Genomic DNA, 17,445 nt, shown 5'->3' with positions numbered 1-17,445 from the left:
TTTTCGAAAAAAAAAGAGCTCCAACAAATACCTCAATCCCTAACGCAAAAACAACTGTTTAAATATGAGCGAATTACTTAATGTACCAACAATGGCCGATTTTATGGCTCAAGGTAAACAACCAGAAGTTTTGTTTTGGGTTGGATGTGCCGGTAGTTTTGATGACAGAGCAAAAAAAATAACAAAAGCATTTGTAAAACTTTTAAATAAGGCTCAGGTAGAATTTGCTGTATTAGGAACTGAAGAAAGTTGTACTGGCGATCCAGCTAAGCGTGCAGGAAATGAGTTTTTATTTCAAATGCAAGCCGTTACCAATATAGAAGTAATGAATGCGTATGAGATAAAGAAAATAGTCACTGCTTGTCCGCATTGCTTCAATACCATAAAAAACGAATATCCAGGACTTGGCGGAAATTATGAGGTATTGCACCATACGCAATTTTTAAAAAGTTTGTTAGACGATGGTCGTTTAACTATTGAAGGCGGACAGTTTAAAGGGAAGCGAATCACCTTTCATGACCCGTGTTATCTTGGTAGAGCCAATAATGTATATGAAGCGCCAAGGGAATTAATTAGTAAGTTAGAAGCAGAACTTATTGAAATGAAGAACTGCAAAAAAGACGGTTTGTGCTGTGGGGCAGGAGGGGCACAAATGTTTAAAGATGCCGAAAAAGGTGATAAAGAAGTGAATATAGAGCGCACAGAACAAGCTTTAGATATAAAACCAGAAATAATAGCTGCCGGTTGTCCGTTTTGTAATACCATGATGACTGATGGCATTAAAGCCAAAGAAAAAGAAGGCGATGTTAAAGTAATGGATATTGCAGAACTTATTGCTAATGCTCAAGATTTATAAAAAAAAATATGCTAGTAGATTTTAATACATTACCAGAAGAATCTAGAGTTTGGGTTTACCAAGCAAACCGTTCTTTTTCAGATGAAGAGATTAAAGAAATTCAATCGAGGTTAGACGAATTTATAGAAAACTGGACCGTTCATGGAAGTGACTTAGAGTCTGGATACACTATTAAATATAAGCGTTTTATAGTGATTGGTTTAAATCAAAACATTAATCATGCTTCAGGCTGTTCTATTGACGCCTCTGTTCATTTTATTCAACAGTTAGAAAAAGATTTTAATGTTGATTTATTAGATAAAATGAATGTGTCTTATAAACAAGGAGAATTTGTAGCTTATAAAACGCTTACAGATTTTAGAAAGATGGCTAAAGAAAAAGCCGTTTCAAAACACACCATTGTTTTTAATAATTTGGTAAATAATATTGCTGAATTTAAAGAAAATTGGGAAGTACCCGCAAGTGAAAGCTGGCATAATCGATTCTTAAAATAACCTTAAGCTTATACTTTAAAACACAATAGTTTTCTTAGGAGTACGTTAGTTTGTTTTAATATGATCAATTTTTAGAATATGAAAATTAAATTCGTTTTAGTCTTAGCTTTTTTAATGTCATGTCATGCGTTTTCACAAGAATGGCAAACTAATTTCGCAAAAGCGAAAGAGGTAGCAGCAAATAGTAATCATAATATTGTTTTAGTGTTTCAAGGTTCAGATTGGTGCGCACCTTGTATAAAGCTTGATAAAGAAATTTGGAGCACAGCAGAATTTAAAAGCTTGTATAAAGAGCATTTTATAATGCTTAAGGCCGATTTTCCAAGAAAAAAGGCTAATAAATTATCAGAAGAACAAACAGCAGAAAATGCTAAACTGGCAGAGGCTTACAACAAAGAGGGCTTCTTTCCCTTTGTTGTTGTTTTGGATAAAAAAGGAACCGTTTTAGGAAAAATGGGTTATGAGAAAATATCTCCAAAAGCATACTTCGAAAAATTAAAGTCACTCGAACGGGCACTTTAAAAAATAGTTTCATAGTAATATTGTTTTTTTTAAGCACCATTACATTTTCACAACAGGTTTACAAAAAAAACATTAAAATTAATGGGAAGTCGATTTGATGTTTCTGTCGTATCAGATAATCAACAGGAGTCAGATGGCTATATTGATATTGCTGAAAATGAAATTTTAAGAATTGAAAAACTAATATCCTCTTGGGATTCAGCATCTCAAACCTCATTAATCAATATAAACGCAGGCATTAAACCTGTGATAGTAGATGTCGAATTTTTTAATTTAATAGAAAGAGCTATCAAAATATCAAATCTAAGGGAAGGAGCTTTTGATATTAGTTATGCTTCTATGGATCGTATTTGGAAATTTGATGGTAGTATGAAGGTGATGCCTAGTGACGAGGCAATTAAAAAATCTGTTTCAAAAGTCGGGTATCACAACATCGTTTTAAATCATAAAGAACATTCCATTTTTTTGAAATTAAAAGGAATGAAAATTGGTTTCGGGCCATGGGCAAAGGTTATGCTGCAGATTATTTTTCTCCATACGAGCAAAACCTATCAACAAGCGATTTTTATACGTCAGATTACGATTTGCCTAAGTTTAATGCGAATCAGTACGGTTTTGGCTTTGGGTATGCCGATATTTTTGCTAAATGGCACATTTGGAAATTAGGCTTAAAAAGTATCGATTTAAAGTATTATAATTACAAACGAAATACAGGCCTAACAGCTAGTATTATTACTGCTGGTTTTAATTTTACTATGGATTAATTAATTGTTTACAAACTTCTTATAAATCTATCTTAAAGTTTTTATTCTTCTTGCTAAAAATAGTAATTTGGCATAGTTTTTTGTGTTAATTATTTTTAATCCAAAATTTATAGTTAATCTGTTTTTATGCGCTGTTTTAAATCTGCTATTTTAGTTTTTTTTGTAGTTCAATTTGTTTTTAGTCAAAATTTAAATGATCCCTTATTAAGTTCTAATAGCTTCGTTCAGGAGCGATGGGTAGATAGTATTTATAATACACTTTCGCTGAGAGAAAAAGTAGGACAATTATATACGGTTCAGGTATTTTCTAACCAGGATGAGACTACAAAGCAAGAGATTATAGAGCTCATTAAAAACCATCACATTGGCGGTATTATTTATTCTAAAGGCGATCCTGTCAGTCAGGCAAAATTGGATAATGAATTGCAGGGTATGTCTAGAATTCCACTGCTTGTAAGTATGGATGCAGAGTGGGGTTTAAGTATGCGTTTAGATGAAACCTTTGTATTTCCTTGGAATATGACACTTGGTGCTATTCAAGATAATACGCTTATTGAACAAACAGGTAGACAAATTGGAGAACATTGTAAGCGTTTGGGGGTACATTTAAATTTCGCGCCTGTGGTTGACATCAATACAAACCCTAAAAATCCGATTATAGGAAATAGGTCTTTTGGTGAAGATAGAGACAACGTAACTGAAAAGGCTTTTGCTTTTATGAAAGGAATGCAAAGTGCTGGTATTTTGGCTAACGCAAAGCATTTTCCAGGGCATGGAGATACAGAAACCGATTCTCATAAAACATTGCCAACCATTGATTTTGGTGAAAAGCGTATTGATTCAGTTGAAATGTATCCTTACAAAAAGCTAATTAAAGAGGGCCTTTCAAGCGTTATGGTGGCTCATTTAAATGTTCCAAGTATGGAAACTAGGAGCGATTATCCTTCCTCGTTGTCCAAACATATTATTACAGATATTTTAAAGGATTCTTTAGGCTTTAATGGACTGATAATTTCTGATGCACTCACTATGAAAGGTGCAGCAGATTTTGATGAATCTGGACAGATTGATTTAGCAGCTTTTTTGGCAGGAAACGATATGTTGCTAATGTCTGAAGATCCATCAATGGGAATAACTAAGATTACGGATGCTTATTACGAAGGTAAAATCACGGAAGAACGTTTAGAACACTCTGTAAAGAAAATTTTAAAGGCTAAATTTAAAGTAGGATTAAACCTTTATAAACCGATTAAAGTTGATAACATCGTTAATGATTTAAACCGAATAAAAGATAAGGTTTTATATGAAGAACTCATTGAAAATGCAATAACTATCGTAAAAAATAAGTCAGATTTATTGCCTTTACGAAGATTAGAAACCAAAAGTATCGCTTATGTAAAAATGGGCGATGACAGTGGAGCATATTTTCTTGAGGAATTAAAAAAATATGGAAAAATTCACGAGATTAAATCAGATAAGTTAGATGAATTACTTATTCAATTAAAGTCATATAATACCGTTATTGTTGGCTTGCATCGTTCAAATGATAATCCATGGGCGAGTTTTGAATTTACCGATCAAGAATTGGTTTGGTTGTATGAAATTGCAAGAACGCATACCCTAATTCTAGATGTATTTGTAAAGCCTTATGTACTTTCAGATTTTAAAAGTATTGAGAATATAGAAGGCATCATTGTTAGCTATCAGAATAGTGAGGTTGCTCAGCAAAAATCTGCTCAACTCATTTTCGGATCTATTCCTTCAAAGGGAAAATTACCAGTATCAACAGGTGAATTTTTTAAACAAGGAGCTGGCATTCAAATTAATGATATTAAACGTTTAAGTTATACCATTCCTGAGCGTGTAGGAATGAGTTCCATAAAATTAGAAAAAGTGGACTCTTTAGCACAGTATGCAGTAGACCATAAAATGACACCAGGTATTCAATTGTTAATCGCTAGAAAGGGTAAAGTTATTTTCAATAAAAATTATGGAAAGCATACTTATGAAGGAAAGGAACATGTGATTTCTAATGATATTTATGATGTGGCATCATTAACAAAAATTATAGGTACGCTGCCCTTATTAATGGAACTAGAAGAGAATGGAATCGTAAACCTTGACAGTAAGTTATCCGAATTATTGCCGGAATATAAAGATTCAAACAAGGAAGATATTACGATTAAGCAAATGCTGTCTCATTATGCCCGGTTAAAACCTTGGATGCCGTTTTATGCATCAACGTTAGATTCTGTTACTAAAGAGCCAAGTGAAAAATATTATAGAAATGTATTTAGTAAAAATTTTAATATTCAAGTTGCTAATAATTTATTTTTAAGGTCTGATTATCAAGATAGTATAAATAACATTATAAAAGAAACTGATTTGTTAAGTAGTTTGAGATATAGATATAGTGATTTACCCTATTATATATTAAAGAAATTTATTGAAAGCCATTATGACAAACCATTAGATGAGCTAGTTCAAGAGCATTTTTATGAATCATTGGGTGCTAATATGACTATGTATAATCCATATCATAAAATGAGTAATAAAGATATTGTGCCCACTGAAATAGACGATTATTATAGAAATCAAAAAATACATGGTTATGTTCATGATATGGGTGCTGCTATGCAAAATGGCGTAGGTGGTCATGCAGGTATATTTAGTAATGCCAATGATATAGCTAAAATTATGCAGGTGTTTTTGCAAAAAGGATTTTATGGTGGAAAACGGTATTTTAAACCTGAAACAATAGACAAATTTAATACCTGTTATTATTGTAGTAACGATAATAGAAGGGGAATTGGTTTTGATAAACCTCAATTAGAAGAAAGCGGTCCAACCTGTGGATGTGTATCTATGACTAGTTTTGGTCACTCTGGATTTACCGGAACCTATGCATGGGCAGATCCAGAAGAAGACATTGTATATGTATTTTTAGCCAATAGAACATATCCTCATGCAGGGAAAAATTTATTGTTAAGAGAAAATATAAGAACGGAAATTCAACGCTTAATTTATGAAGCGATTGAAGAATAAAGATTAAGACTTTAACTTTAAATGTTTTGAGTCAATTTATATTAAAAAAATATTATGCGAATAGGAATAGTTTGTTATCCAACATTTGGAGGTAGTGGTGTGGTTGCTACAGAACTAGGTTTAGAACTTTCTAAACGTGGTCATGAAATTCATTTTATTACTTATAATCAACCCGTAAGGTTAGAATTATTGAGTAATAATGTTCATTATCATGAAGTAACGGTACCAGAATATCCTTTATTTCATTATCAGCCCTATGAGTTGGCATTGTCTAGTAAATTAGTGGATATGGTAAAACTTCATAAAATTGAAATTTTGCATGTTCATTATGCTATTCCGCACGCATATGCGGCATATATGGCAAAAAAAATGTTGCAGGAAGAAGGTATTTATGTTCCAATTGTAACCACGTTACATGGAACAGACATTACATTAGTAGGGAGTCATCCTTTTTATAAACCTGCTGTTGCCTTTAGTATTAATAAATCTGATGCTGTGACAGCTGTTTCAAAAAGTTTGAAAGATGATACCTTACGCTTATTTAATATTAAGAATGATATTTCTGTTGTTCCAAACTTTATTGATTTAGACAAATACAGTAACTCATTAACGGATTGTCAACGTGCCATGATGGCAAAAGATGATGAATGTATCATTACTCATATAAGCAACCTTAGACCGGTAAAGCGTGTTAAGGATGTTATTTCAATTTTTTATAATATCCAGAAAGAAATTCCAGCCAAGCTCATGCTGGTTGGTGAAGGTCCAGAAAGAGAGCATATAGAATTACAATGTCAAAAACTAGGTATTTTAGATAAAGTAATTTTCTTTGGAAAGAGCAATGAAATAGATAGGATACTATGTTTTAGTGACCTGTTTTTATTGCCTTCAGAAACAGAAAGCTTTGGGTTGGCAGCATTAGAAGCTATGGCATCAAGTGTGGCTGTTATTTCTAGTAACACAGGTGGTATACCTGAAGTGAACATTCACGGCGTGACAGGATTTTTAAGTAATGTAGGCGATGTAGAAGATATGACTAAAAATGCACTTTATATTTTAAGTGATAAAAACCGATTGGAGACTTTTAAAAAAAATGCGCGTAAAGAAGCTCTAAAATTTGACCTTCATAAAATTGTGCCGCAATATGAGGCTATTTATAAAGACACCTTAGCTAAGTGCTAAGTGTTCTAGTGTAATCAGAATTTTAAGTTTTAAATGATCTTTTTTTATAAAATAACTTTTTTAAGTTGTAACTTGGAGAGTTATTAACTATTAAAAAGACTAAAAAATGAAAAAATTTGTTCTTTCTATATTGCTTACTATTGCAATAACAATCGTTCCTATGACGAGTATGGCATCCGAAAAAATGCCAAAACCAATAACTCCTGTGCCAACTGAAATACCTGCTGAAATTCAAGTGATGTTGAATCGTATAGAAGAAATTAAAGACATGGATAAATCCGATTTAGAGTCTTCTGAACGAAAAGAACTTCGAAAAGAACTTCGAGAAATTAAAAAAGAAATTAAAGCTAGAGGTGGTGGCTTATATATATCAGCCGGAGCTATTATTATAATTTTACTTATTATAATAATATTATAATGGTCATAATAGTAAAATAAAAAAGCACCTTTAAGGTGCTTTTTTATTTACAAAATGATCTAATTAAAACTGATAGCGAATACTTAACGCAATATCAAAATCTAAATCATCGTTATTTAAATTATCATTTCCAAAACCAAGTTCTGGTCTAAAATCTAAAGAAAGCATTAAAGGAATATCAAAACTATATTCAATACCTATATCGCCCGCAGCATAAAAAAAAGTGTCATTTACACCATCAAGATTATTTTTCCCATCAAAAGAGCCTAAACCACCACCGGCACCAACATACCAGTTAAAATCTCCATCTAAAGGAAAAACCCATTGGTATAAAGCAGAAAGTTTAAAACCATTATAATCATTACCATTTCTCCAGCCTAAGTCAAATTCTAAACGGTTGTTATCGGTTAAAGCGCGTTGATATGAAATTTCTGCTCCCATACCGTCACTATCTCCTAAACGTAAACCAAGGGCATTTTCTGAAATGTTTTGTGCATTTGATACTGCAGTAAAGCCAATAAAAGCTATGGCTATTAAAAATAATTTTTTCATAAGTTATAAGTTTTGTTTAAAGTTTATATACGGGCAATTTAAGAAAAAAGCCCATTTTAAAATTCTTATTTGATTGGACAAAAATAACGCCAAAAATTAATTTATAATTGTCTTTTAATATAATTTATTCAATTTATTATCTTAATACTTCATTTCTAAGGTAGTAAAGAAATTATTATTTAGTATGTTTATAAAAGGTTTGCCAGTATACTGTTCTTTAAATTAATAAGATAAACTTTGATATTTTAATTCTTTTAATAGAAAACAATTTTTGTATCTCTAAGAATAGATTTATTTTAGCGTAAAATATTGATTTATGGCTGGAAATTCCTTCGGAAAACTTTTTAATTTAACTACTTACGGAGAATCGCACGGACCTGCTTTGGGTGGCGTAATAGATGGCTGTCCGTCTGGAATAGCCTTAGATATTGATGCTATACAAAACGAACTTAATAGGCGTAAACCCGGTCAATCAGCTATTGTTACACAACGTAAAGAGCCAGATACCGTTACATTTCATTCAGGTATTTTTGAAGGGGTCACAACAGGAACTCCTATCGGATTTGTTATTGTAAACACCAATCAAAAGTCACACGATTACTCGCATATTAAAGACAGTTACAGGCCTAGTCATGCCGACTTTACCTATGATAAGAAATATGGAGTAAGAGACTATCGTGGTGGCGGACGCAGTTCGGCACGAGAAACCGCTTGTCGCGTTGTGGCTGGTGCTATAGCAAAACAAATGCTTAAAGATGTAGAAATTATAGCTTATGTTTCTGGTGTTGGCACCATGAAACTTAACAAACCATATACCGAATTAGACCTTACTAAAATAGAATCTAATATGGTTCGCTGTCCAGACCAAGAGATGGCAAAAAATATGGAAGCTTATATAAAAGACGTGCGTAGTAAAGGCGATACTGTTGGTGGTATAGTAAGTTGTGTCATAAAAAATGTTCCTGTTGGTTTAGGTGAGCCCGTATTCGATAAATTACATGCCGAACTGGGTAAAGCCATGCTTTCTATTAATGCCGTAAAAGGCTTTGAATATGGTAGCGGATTTCATGGAAGTACCATGTACGGTAGTGATCATAACGATTCGTTTAATAATGATGGGAGCACAAAAACTAATTTCTCAGGAGGTATTCAAGGCGGAATCAGTAATGGTATGGATATTTATTTTAATGTTGCATTCAAACCCGTAGCAACATTAATTCAGAAATACGAAACCATAGATAAAGCTGGTAATACCGTTGAAATGCAAGGAAAAGGGCGTCATGATCCATGCGTGGTGCCGCGCGCTGTACCTATTGTAGAAGCTATGGCTGCTTTGGTTTTAGCAGATTCTTACTTAATAAATAAAATATATCGTTAGAAGTTGTTTTCTGCTTTTAGCTATATTTTATTATGACTAAGTCATTAAGTGGAGATACGATGCGTCAATTTGTTAAATAATTCTTTTTTAAATATTTCTTGTTTATAGTATTAAAAAGGATGTAGTTTATCCTGAGCGGAGTAATTGTACTACAATCGGGGCTAAACTAAGTACCATGTTTTTGTCATTACTTTATAGTGCGGAATCCATTTACCAAATTTTGTGTATTAAAAATTTAAAATACTTATATTGTTGTCAACTTTACATTTAGAAATAACTATATGAAAAAACTAGCATTACACTGGAAAATCCTAATAGGAATGGTCCTTGGAATTATTTGGGCTTTATTGTCAAGTTCCTTAGGATGGAGCGCCTTTACTATTAATTGGATAGACCCTTTTGGAACTATTTTTATTAACCTTTTAAAGTTAATTGCAGTTCCCTTAGTATTGTTTTCTATTATTAGTGGTGTTGCAAATATTGGAGATCCAGCCAGTTTAGGAAGAATGGGAGGAAAAACGCTTCTTATTTATCTCATCACAACTGTTATGTCTATTTCATTGGGACTTATATTAGTTAATGTCATTAAACCTGGTAAATTAATAGACGAGCAAAGTAGAATTGATAACAGAATAAGCTATGAGATTTGGGCAGATTCTCAAGGTTATCAGATTAAAGACGGTATAAATTATTTACAAGACCCTATATTTTTTGAGCGTGCACAAGAAATTTCAAAATTAACTAATGCAGAATTAAAGGAAGCATCGGTTTCAGATAAGTTAGAAAAAGCAACTCAAAGAAAAGAAACAACACCTTTACAGCCTTTAGTAGATATTGTGCCAGATAACTTTTTTTATTCATTATCTAATAACGGTTTAATGTTACAAGTTATCTTTTTCGCCATCTTTTTTGGGGTTTGTTTGTTATTTATACCCAATAAAAAATCTCAACCTGTTTTAAATTTAGTAGATGGAATTAATGAGGTGTTTTTAAAAATGGTTGATTTGGTAATGCAGGCAGCACCATTTTTTGTTTTTGCATTATTAGCTGGTGTAGTAAGTAAAATGGCAGGTGATGATATTGGTAAGGTTGTGGAAATTTTTAAAGGATTGAGTTGGTATTCTTTAACCGTTTTAATTGGCCTTTTGTTAATGATTTTTATAGTGTATCCATCAATTTTAAAAACATTTGTAAAGAAGATACCATATACAGGCTTTTTTAAAGGGATGGGACCAGCCCAAACATTAGCTTTTTCTACTTCAAGTAGCGCCGCTACATTACCTGTAACTATGGAATGTGTAGAACAAAATCTTGGTGTTGATAAAAAGGTAAGCAGTTTTGTGTTGCCAATTGGGGCTACTGTTAATATGGATGGGACCAGTTTATATCAAGCTGTTGCTGTGATCTTTTTAGCACAATTGCATATGATAGATTTAACCATCGGGCAGCAAATAACCATTGTTATTACAACGACATTGGCTTCTATTGGGTCTGCAGCTGTTCCCAGTGCTGGTTTGGTGATGCTAATAATAGTTCTTGATTCAGTCGGGTTAAACCCAGCGTGGATAGCCATTATTTTTCCTGTTGATAGAATTTTAGATATGTTCAGAACTGTTGTTAATGTAACAGGTGATGCCACGGTATGTTCTATTATCGCAGATGGAGAAAATATGCTGGATTATCATGGAGATAAGGATCCAACAGAGACGTTTGATTTAGATTCATAAATCATCTAAATATGTCGAAAATAGTTATTTCAGAGCCTGTAGTTTCGGTTGAATGGCTCCATTCAAATTTGAACGCTGAAAATTTAATTGTTTTAGATGCAAGTATTAAAAAAGTAGGAGGAGACAATAATAGTTCAAAATCTGAATTACAAATTCCTAAAGCACTTTTCTTTGACTTAAAGGAAACTTTTAGTGATGTGTCAGCACCATTTCCTACTACTTTTCCATCAGAAAAGCAGTTTACATTAGGAACTCAAAACTTAGGTATTAATTCAGATAGTGCTATTGTTATTTATGACGATAAAGGAATTTACTCCAGTCCCCGAGCCTGGTGGCTGTTTAAAGCTATGGGGCATAACAATGTTGCTGTTTTGAATGGTGGATTGCCAGAATGGATTAATTCTGGATATAAAACAGAACTAAAGCGTGAATCAAAATTAAGTAACGGTAACTTTGAAGCAAATTATAATCCTGAATGCATGAAGTTTTTTGACGATGTTAAACAGGCTTCATTATCAAAATCTCATACAATTATTGATGCACGTTCAGAAACTCGATTTAAAAGCTTAGAGGCTGAACCTAGATTAGGATTAAGAAGCGGTACCATACCAAATTCTTTAAATTTACCTTTTGAAGATTTATTAGAAGACTACCAATTACTATCTAAAGATTTGATTGAAACCAAATTTGATTCTTTAGCAAATAAAGAGAAAGAGGAAGCCATCATTTTCTCATGTGGTTCAGGAATTACTGCTTGCGTATTAGCTTTGGGGGCAGAATTAAGTGGCTATAAAAACATCTCTGTTTATGATGGGTCCTGGACAGAATGGGGTAGTATAGTACCTGAATAATTACTCTAAAAACTTACTTTTTAATTCAGGTGTTGGTATCATACATGATTCTTTTTTGCCATACCATTTATAACGGTTTTTGGCAATATAGTCATAAACCCAATTCCTAATAAAAGGCGGTATTATAAAAAATACGCACAATAATCGATTTGGGAAGCCTAAATGATTTGCTATTTTCAAGGCTGCCGTTGATTTTGATGAAATTCCAACTTCGGGAGCATAAAGAAAAATAGAATCGGTTTTTGCAGTATCAATATGATATGTTTTTATAAGTTTTTGACCAACCTTACTTTGTAAAGCAGTAAACATAAATATGTTTTTTTTGTCATGTTTTATTACATATTGCACAGAACTGTTGCACAGATTGCACACACCATCAAATAATATTAATTCTTTATCTTTTGGTAAGGGTCTCATTTTTTTGTGGTTTCTACCAATTCCAACTGTTCTAAACTCACATTTGTTGTAAACATACCATAGTTTACAGTAGCTTTATTCTTTTCTATTTTATCAATACTTCCAACAGCACGGCCATCTTCCATTCTAACGCGATCTCCCACTTTTAAAACCGGTTTTAATTTAGGGGTTTCAATCGTTTTTTTCTTAGCCTCTTTTTTCTTTTTCCTAATAACGTTCACTACTTTTTCAGCGTCTTGTTTAACTTTTTCTTCTTTCGCTTTAGTAACTTTTTTCTGTTTTTCAGACACTTTTTTTCGCTTAGAGTTTTCTATTTGAACAATTTTAAAGAACTCAGCCATCAGGTCTCGTTTTTGTTTGTTTTCAAAGTATTTTTCAGCGATATCATTGATTTTCTGACCTAAATAAATGAGTCGTTGGTTACTATCGTATAATTCTTGATAGCTTTCTAGCTTCTTTTGGATTTTGACGTTAATTTCTTCAAGCTTATCGGCTTCTTCAATTTTTTTCTTTTCATTAATCCGTAATGATTCACCTGTTTTCTCAAGTTTAGAGCGCTCTTTTTGTAGTTTGGCAATCGTTGCATCAAAACGTACTTTACTTCGTTCAATTTTCTTTTTAGCTCGATTTATTAAGCTGTAAGGAATCCCGTTTTTCTGAGCTACTTCAAACGTAAAAGAGCTACCAGCTTGACCGACTACTAATTTGAATATAGGTTCTAGCGTTCTTTCATCAAAAAGCATATTGGCATTGACCATAAAGGGCAATTCGTTAGCTAATATCTTTAGATTGGAGTAGTGGGTTGTAATAATACCAAAGGCCTCACGATGATAAAATTCCTCTAAAAACGTTTCTGCCAACGCACCACCAAGTTCAGGATCACTACCCGTTCCAAATTCATCAATTAAAAACAAGGTGTTTTTATTACATTTTTTTAAAAAGTAATTCATTTGTTTTAACCTATAACTGTAGGTGCTCAAATGATTTTCAATAGATTGGTTATCCCCTATATCACTTAATATTCTGTCAAAAATGCATATTCTACTGCGTTCATGAACCGGAATTAAAAATCCGCTTTGAATCATAACCTGCAATAAACCTATAGTTTTTAGTGTGATACTTTTTCCACCAGCATTTGGCCCAGAAATGACAATAACGCGTTTTTCCTGACTAAAATCTATAGTTTGAGGAAAAGTTATTTTTTTGTTTTTTAAATTATTCAAATATAATAGAGGATGATAGGCCTCTTTTAACAACATGTTTCTTTCTTCTGAAATTTCAGGAAGAATGCCATTCATTGATTTTGCGTATTTTGCTTTGGCTGCAATAACATCTAAATCAATTAAAAAAGATTGATAATCAGATAGTATACTTGTAAAGGGTCGAATAAAGTCAGTGACTGCTTTTAAAATTCGAATAATTTCTTCTTTTTCTTCAAATTCTAAATTATTAAGCTCTCTCGTAAATTGCATGGTAGTTTCTGGCTCAATATACACGATACTACCCGTTTTACTTCCGCCCATGATAGCACCTTTAACTTTACGTCGGTACATGGCTTTTACGGCAAGAACACGCTTGTTATCAACCACCGATTCTCTAATCTCATCTAAATATTCAAGATGATGATAGGCGTGAAGGGCTGTGGCAAAGCTTTGATTGATTTTGCCTTTAACTTTATTGATTGATTGTCTTAATTCTAGTAATAAGGCAGAAGCGCTGTCTTTTATATCTCCAAATCTATCAACAATGGCATCTACTTTTTCAATAATAACGTTTGTAACTTCAATATGAGAAGCAAAATCATTTAAGTTTGGATAATATTCTTCAAATTTTTTAAGAAATGTGACTATTTCATTGCTTGTCAGAGAAATGGATACCAATTTTTTTAAACTATGAACTTCTAAGAATGTATTTCCGATTTTTAATAGTTGGAGTTCCTTAGTTATAGCATCAAATCCATGGTTAGGTATTCTGTTATTATTATCAAATGATGACAGATATTCATTGGTTAATTGAAGTGCTGCAATAAGCTCTTCTTTATTTTTAAGAGGTTCAATTTGAAGCGCTTTATCATTTCCAAGAGGTGTTACACAATACTCACTTACTTGTTGTAAAACACTTGAAAATTCTAAATCTTGTAATGTCTTTTTATGAATGTTTATCATTCCTTAATTCCTATCCTATCTTAAGATTGCAAAGTTACATATTAAGTTTGATAAGTAAGAAAAGTTAATGCGCTGGTTTATCTCTGTTAATCATTTAATTCATTAAGCAGTAAGGTGTAGTCATACTGTAAATCTTCATGAAGTGTCGAAACAATCTTTTTACAAAGTAATATTTGTCTTTGAAAAATATTAGTAAGCGTTACATTATGTTTTATTGAAGGTTTAAAATCTTTTAATTTTTGACAGAAGTAAATTAGTAATTCAACTTCGGTTTCTTTCGTTAGTGAATAACGTGCAAACTTTTTAATGTTACGTAGAATTTTACGAACACTTTTTTTTATATAAAAATAGCTATTGGTATTAATTAGTTCAAATTGCTCATCAACATATTCTTTTACACTGCCAATATAACCTGTCTCATTATATGATTCAAAGAGTAAATAGGTAAGTAGCTCTTTGTTTTCCTTTTTGAACTTTGACAAACGAAGGCATAATTGAATAAGCTCTTCAGTAGAAAGGTGATTTAATTCTTTTTTTATTTCTACTACTGAAACTGCTTTCACAATGGTATTATCTCAATTTAGGAAAATCAATAGGATTCAATTCATACATAACACCATACACAGCTTCAAAAATATCTTCAATAGAGGGTTTTGAAAAATAATCACCATCGGTTCCATAGGCTGGTCGATGTGCTTTTGCTGTTAATGTTTTTGGCTGACTATCTAAATATTGATAGCCATTTTGAGTATTTAAAATTTCGTTTAGAATATAAGCTGAAGCGCCACCAGGAACATCTTCATCTATTACCATAACACGATTGGTTTTAGTAAGGCTTTTTACAATATCATGATTAACATCAAATGGTAATAAAGATTGAATATCAATAATTTCCGCATCAATATCTACTGATTGTAGTTCTTTCGCTGCTTGTTCAACTATACGGAGTGTTGAGCCATAAGAAACCAACGTGATATCAGTCCCTTCTTTAACTGTTTCAACAACGCCAATAGGTGTTCTAAACTCACCAATATTAGTAGGCATTTTTTCTTTAAGTCTGTAACCATTTAGGCATTCTACTATCAAAGCTGGTTCATCACCTTGTAATAGTGTATTATAAAACCCTGCCGCTTTCGTCATGTTTCTTGGTACTAAAACATGAATTCCTCTTACTAAATTTATAACACCACCTAATTGTGAGCCAGAATGCCAAATGCCTTCCAATCTGTGTCCACGTGTTCTAATGATAAGAGGTGCTTTTTGGCGGCCTTTGGTTCTATAGTGTAAGGTCGCTAAATCATCACTTATTATTTGCAAAGCGTACATTAAGTAGTCTAAATATTGAATTTCGGCAATAGGTCTTAAACCTCTCATCGCCATACCTATTCCTTGACCTACAATGGTTGCTTCTCTTATGCCAGTATCAGCAACTCTTAATTCACCATATTTCTCTTGTAAACCTTCTAAACCTTGGTTAACATCACCAATAAAACCGGTATCTTCTCCAAAAATGAGTGCTTCGGGGTAATTTTTAAATATATAATCAAAATTATCACGTATAATAATTCTACCATCTACAGCTGCAGAATCACTATCATAATGAGGTTTTACTTCATTAATTTTTATAACTGATTTGTCAGATTCTGAATATAAATGGGAACTAAAGAGTGGTTGGTTTTCCTTAAAATAATTATTAATCCAATTAACAAGATTTTGCTTTTCGTTTGATGTGTTAGCGGTGCTATGATGCAAAATTTTTCTAGCAGCAGATAATATATCCTTTCTTGTAGGTTCATCGATTGCCAACAAGTTTGTCTTTGCCTTTGATATATACTCAGAATTAGCACTTTTTTCAGCAAAGCGAGATAATATTATAGAGAGTTCTTGTCTTTGTTTTATAATTGGAGATAAAAATTTATCCCAGGCCCTTTTTTTACCGTCACGAACTTCCCGTTTTATAGTTCGCTCAATATTTGTTAACTCTTCATTATTGGAAATACCGGTTTCAATCATCCACGAACGTAATTTAAGATTACAGTCGTGTTCCATTTCCCAATTTAAACGATTTTTGTCTTTATAACGTTCATGAGAACCAGAAGTTGAATGACCTTGAGGTTGTGTTAACTCTAATACATGAATAAGAACCGGAACATGTTCTTCACGGGCTATAGTAGCAGCTTCTTGATAGGTTTCAATAAGATTGGCATAGTCCCATCCTTTAACTCGAAGAATTTCATATCCTTTTTCTTCATTATTACGTTGAAACCCTTTTAGTATTTCAGAAATATTTTCTTTAGATGTTTGATGCTTTGCATGAACGGAAATACCATATTCATCATCCCAAACACTTATTACCATAGGCACTTGTAAAACACCTGCAGCATTTATAGTTTCAAAAAATAAACCTTCGCTCGTACTTGCATTTCCAATAGTCCCCCAAGCGACCTCATTACCGTTTATTGAAAATCTTGAAGCATTTATACCTTCAACATTTCTATATATTTTTGAAGCTTGTGCTAATCCTAGTAAGCGCGGCATTTGACCAGCAGTAGGAGAGATGTCAGCACTTGAATTGTATTGTTTTGTTAAGTCTTTCCAATGACCATTTTCATCCAAACTATGGGTGGTAAAGTGTCCTCCCATTTGGCGTCCTGCAGACATTGGTTCTAAGGCTAAATCTGAATTAGCATATAAACCAGCAAAAAATTGTTCAACAGTTAATTCACCAAGAGCCATCATAAACGTTTGATCACGGTAATAGCCAGATCTAAAATCACCTTTTAAAAAGGCTTTCGCCATGGCTAGTTGAGGCACTTCTTTTCCATCACCGAAAATTCCAAATTTTGCCTTTCCTGTTAAAACTTCTCGTCGTCCTAATAAACTGCATTCACGACTTGTGACGGCTAATTTATAATCTTTTAAAACTTCCGTTTTAAAGTCTTCAAATGACATGTTATTTTTTAGGTCTGGAATTGGTTGCATTAATTTAGCGTTGTCTTTTTGCGCAAATTTAGTTAAACTTTGCGGTTTCTCCAATAATAATATTTAAGAATTCTTGAAGAATTCTCAATTAA

15 protein-coding genes are annotated in these 17,445 nt (G+C 32.6%); 10 read left to right on the top strand and 5 right to left on the bottom strand.

All coding sequences use genetic code 11. The features are described 5' to 3' along the window. Positions 1–64: 64 nt before the first annotated feature. The 7 genes from AC15TD_RS00535 to AC15TD_RS00505 all read left to right on the top strand — a co-directional run bounded on the left by AC15TD_RS00535 (position 65) and on the right by AC15TD_RS00505 (position 7,281). On the top strand, positions 65–856 hold the full coding sequence (locus tag AC15TD_RS00535) for a (Fe-S)-binding protein (RefSeq protein ID WP_484450195.1): 792 nt from the start codon (positions 65–67) through the stop codon (positions 854–856). An 8-nt stretch (positions 857–864) separates the two neighbouring features. Continuing rightward, a complete protein-coding gene (locus AC15TD_RS00530) occupies positions 865–1,350 on the top strand; it encodes an ABC transporter ATPase (protein WP_484450194.1) in 486 nt (161 codons plus the stop codon). Positions 1,351–1,428: 78 nt separating this feature from the next. Further along, the gene (locus tag AC15TD_RS00525) at positions 1,429–1,872 is read left to right on the top strand and encodes a thioredoxin family protein (RefSeq protein ID WP_484450193.1); all 444 of its coding nucleotides are present in this window, start codon (positions 1,429–1,431) and stop codon (positions 1,870–1,872) included. A gap of 81 nt (positions 1,873–1,953) precedes the next feature. Next, positions 1,954–2,538, top strand: a complete 585-nt coding sequence (locus tag AC15TD_RS00520) for an FAD:protein FMN transferase (protein ID WP_484450192.1) — start codon at positions 1,954–1,956, stop codon at positions 2,536–2,538. A 224-nt stretch (positions 2,539–2,762) separates the two neighbouring features. Then, positions 2,763–5,681 (top strand): serine hydrolase domain-containing protein, encoded by a 2,919-nt coding sequence (locus AC15TD_RS00515; protein WP_484450191.1) that lies wholly within the window; start codon positions 2,763–2,765, stop codon positions 5,679–5,681. A 54-nt stretch (positions 5,682–5,735) separates the two neighbouring features. After that, positions 5,736–6,863, top strand: coding sequence for an N-acetyl-alpha-D-glucosaminyl L-malate synthase BshA (gene bshA / locus AC15TD_RS00510; protein WP_484450190.1), 1,128 nt, complete (start codon positions 5,736–5,738; stop codon positions 6,861–6,863). 130 nt (positions 6,864–6,993) lie between these two features. Next, positions 6,994–7,281 (top strand): hypothetical protein, encoded by a 288-nt coding sequence (locus tag AC15TD_RS00505; RefSeq protein WP_484450189.1) that lies wholly within the window; start codon positions 6,994–6,996, stop codon positions 7,279–7,281. Between the two features lie 63 nt (positions 7,282–7,344). Here the strand turns inward: AC15TD_RS00505 and AC15TD_RS00500 are convergent, their stop codons facing one another. Beyond that, on the bottom strand, positions 7,345–7,833 hold the full coding sequence (locus AC15TD_RS00500) for a hypothetical protein (RefSeq protein WP_484450188.1): 489 nt from the start codon (positions 7,831–7,833) through the stop codon (positions 7,345–7,347). 316 nt (positions 7,834–8,149) lie between these two features. Between AC15TD_RS00500 and aroC the strand changes: the two genes are divergently transcribed. The 3 genes from aroC (at position 8,150) to AC15TD_RS00485 (ending at position 11,789) form a co-directional block, all read left to right on the top strand. Continuing rightward, entirely contained in the window at positions 8,150–9,211 is a 1,062-nt protein-coding gene (gene aroC, locus AC15TD_RS00495) for a chorismate synthase (RefSeq protein ID WP_484450187.1), read from the top strand. 281 nt (positions 9,212–9,492) lie between these two features. Further along, positions 9,493–10,938 (top strand): dicarboxylate/amino acid:cation symporter, encoded by a 1,446-nt coding sequence (locus AC15TD_RS00490; protein ID WP_484450186.1) that lies wholly within the window; start codon positions 9,493–9,495, stop codon positions 10,936–10,938. A gap of 11 nt (positions 10,939–10,949) precedes the next feature. Continuing rightward, positions 10,950–11,789, top strand: a complete 840-nt coding sequence (locus AC15TD_RS00485) for a sulfurtransferase (protein WP_484450185.1) — start codon at positions 10,950–10,952, stop codon at positions 11,787–11,789. On the opposite strand, the gene AC15TD_RS00480 is transcribed toward AC15TD_RS00485, so the two are convergent. The 4 genes from AC15TD_RS00480 to AC15TD_RS00465 all read right to left on the bottom strand — a co-directional run bounded on the left by AC15TD_RS00480 (position 11,790) and on the right by AC15TD_RS00465 (position 17,353). Beyond that, entirely contained in the window at positions 11,790–12,206 is a 417-nt protein-coding gene (locus AC15TD_RS00480) for a thiol-disulfide oxidoreductase DCC family protein (RefSeq protein ID WP_484450184.1), read from the bottom strand. Next, positions 12,203–14,371 carry an endonuclease MutS2 gene (locus AC15TD_RS00475; RefSeq protein WP_484450183.1) on the bottom strand — a complete coding sequence of 723 codons (2,169 nt, stop codon included), beginning with the start codon at positions 14,369–14,371 and terminating at the stop codon, positions 12,203–12,205. Before AC15TD_RS00475 ends, AC15TD_RS00480 begins: the two co-directional genes overlap by 4 nt. A gap of 86 nt (positions 14,372–14,457) precedes the next feature. Next, on the bottom strand, positions 14,458–14,934 hold the full coding sequence (locus tag AC15TD_RS00470; RefSeq protein ID WP_484450182.1) for a hypothetical protein: 477 nt from the start codon (positions 14,932–14,934) through the stop codon (positions 14,458–14,460). Positions 14,935–14,941: 7 nt separating this feature from the next. After that, entirely contained in the window at positions 14,942–17,353 is a 2,412-nt protein-coding gene (locus AC15TD_RS00465; protein ID WP_484450223.1) for an alpha-ketoacid dehydrogenase subunit alpha/beta, read from the bottom strand. Positions 17,354–17,445: the final 92 nt, after the last annotated feature.

The organism is Yeosuana sp. (assembly GCF_057126245.1).
This window is presented reverse-complemented; position numbering and strand designations above follow the sequence as displayed.

Bases quoted from the DNA above. Each gene is read 5' to 3' on its own strand.
- AC15TD_RS00520 (WP_484450192.1), top strand. From the start codon at position 1,954: ATGGGAAGTCGATTTGATGTTTCTGTCGTATCAGATAATCAACAGGAG.
- AC15TD_RS00480 (WP_484450184.1), bottom strand. From the start codon at position 12,206: ATGAGACCCTTACCAAAAGATAAAGAATTAATATTATTTGATGGTGTG.
- aroC (WP_484450187.1), top strand. From the start codon at position 8,150: ATGGCTGGAAATTCCTTCGGAAAACTTTTTAATTTAACTACTTACGGA.
- AC15TD_RS00490 (WP_484450186.1), top strand. From the start codon at position 9,493: ATGAAAAAACTAGCATTACACTGGAAAATCCTAATAGGAATGGTCCTT.
- AC15TD_RS00465 (WP_484450223.1), bottom strand. From the start codon at position 17,353: ATGCAACCAATTCCAGACCTAAAAAATAACATGTCATTTGAAGACTTT.
- AC15TD_RS00485 (WP_484450185.1), top strand. From the start codon at position 10,950: ATGTCGAAAATAGTTATTTCAGAGCCTGTAGTTTCGGTTGAATGGCTC.
- AC15TD_RS00475 (WP_484450183.1), bottom strand. From the start codon at position 14,371: ATGATAAACATTCATAAAAAGACATTACAAGATTTAGAATTTTCAAGT.
- AC15TD_RS00525 (WP_484450193.1), top strand. From the start codon at position 1,429: ATGAAAATTAAATTCGTTTTAGTCTTAGCTTTTTTAATGTCATGTCAT.
- AC15TD_RS00530 (WP_484450194.1), top strand. From the start codon at position 865: ATGCTAGTAGATTTTAATACATTACCAGAAGAATCTAGAGTTTGGGTT.
- bshA (WP_484450190.1), top strand. From the start codon at position 5,736: ATGCGAATAGGAATAGTTTGTTATCCAACATTTGGAGGTAGTGGTGTG.
- AC15TD_RS00535 (WP_484450195.1), top strand. From the start codon at position 65: ATGAGCGAATTACTTAATGTACCAACAATGGCCGATTTTATGGCTCAA.
- AC15TD_RS00515 (WP_484450191.1), top strand. From the start codon at position 2,763: ATGCGCTGTTTTAAATCTGCTATTTTAGTTTTTTTTGTAGTTCAATTT.
- AC15TD_RS00500 (WP_484450188.1), bottom strand. From the start codon at position 7,833: ATGAAAAAATTATTTTTAATAGCCATAGCTTTTATTGGCTTTACTGCA.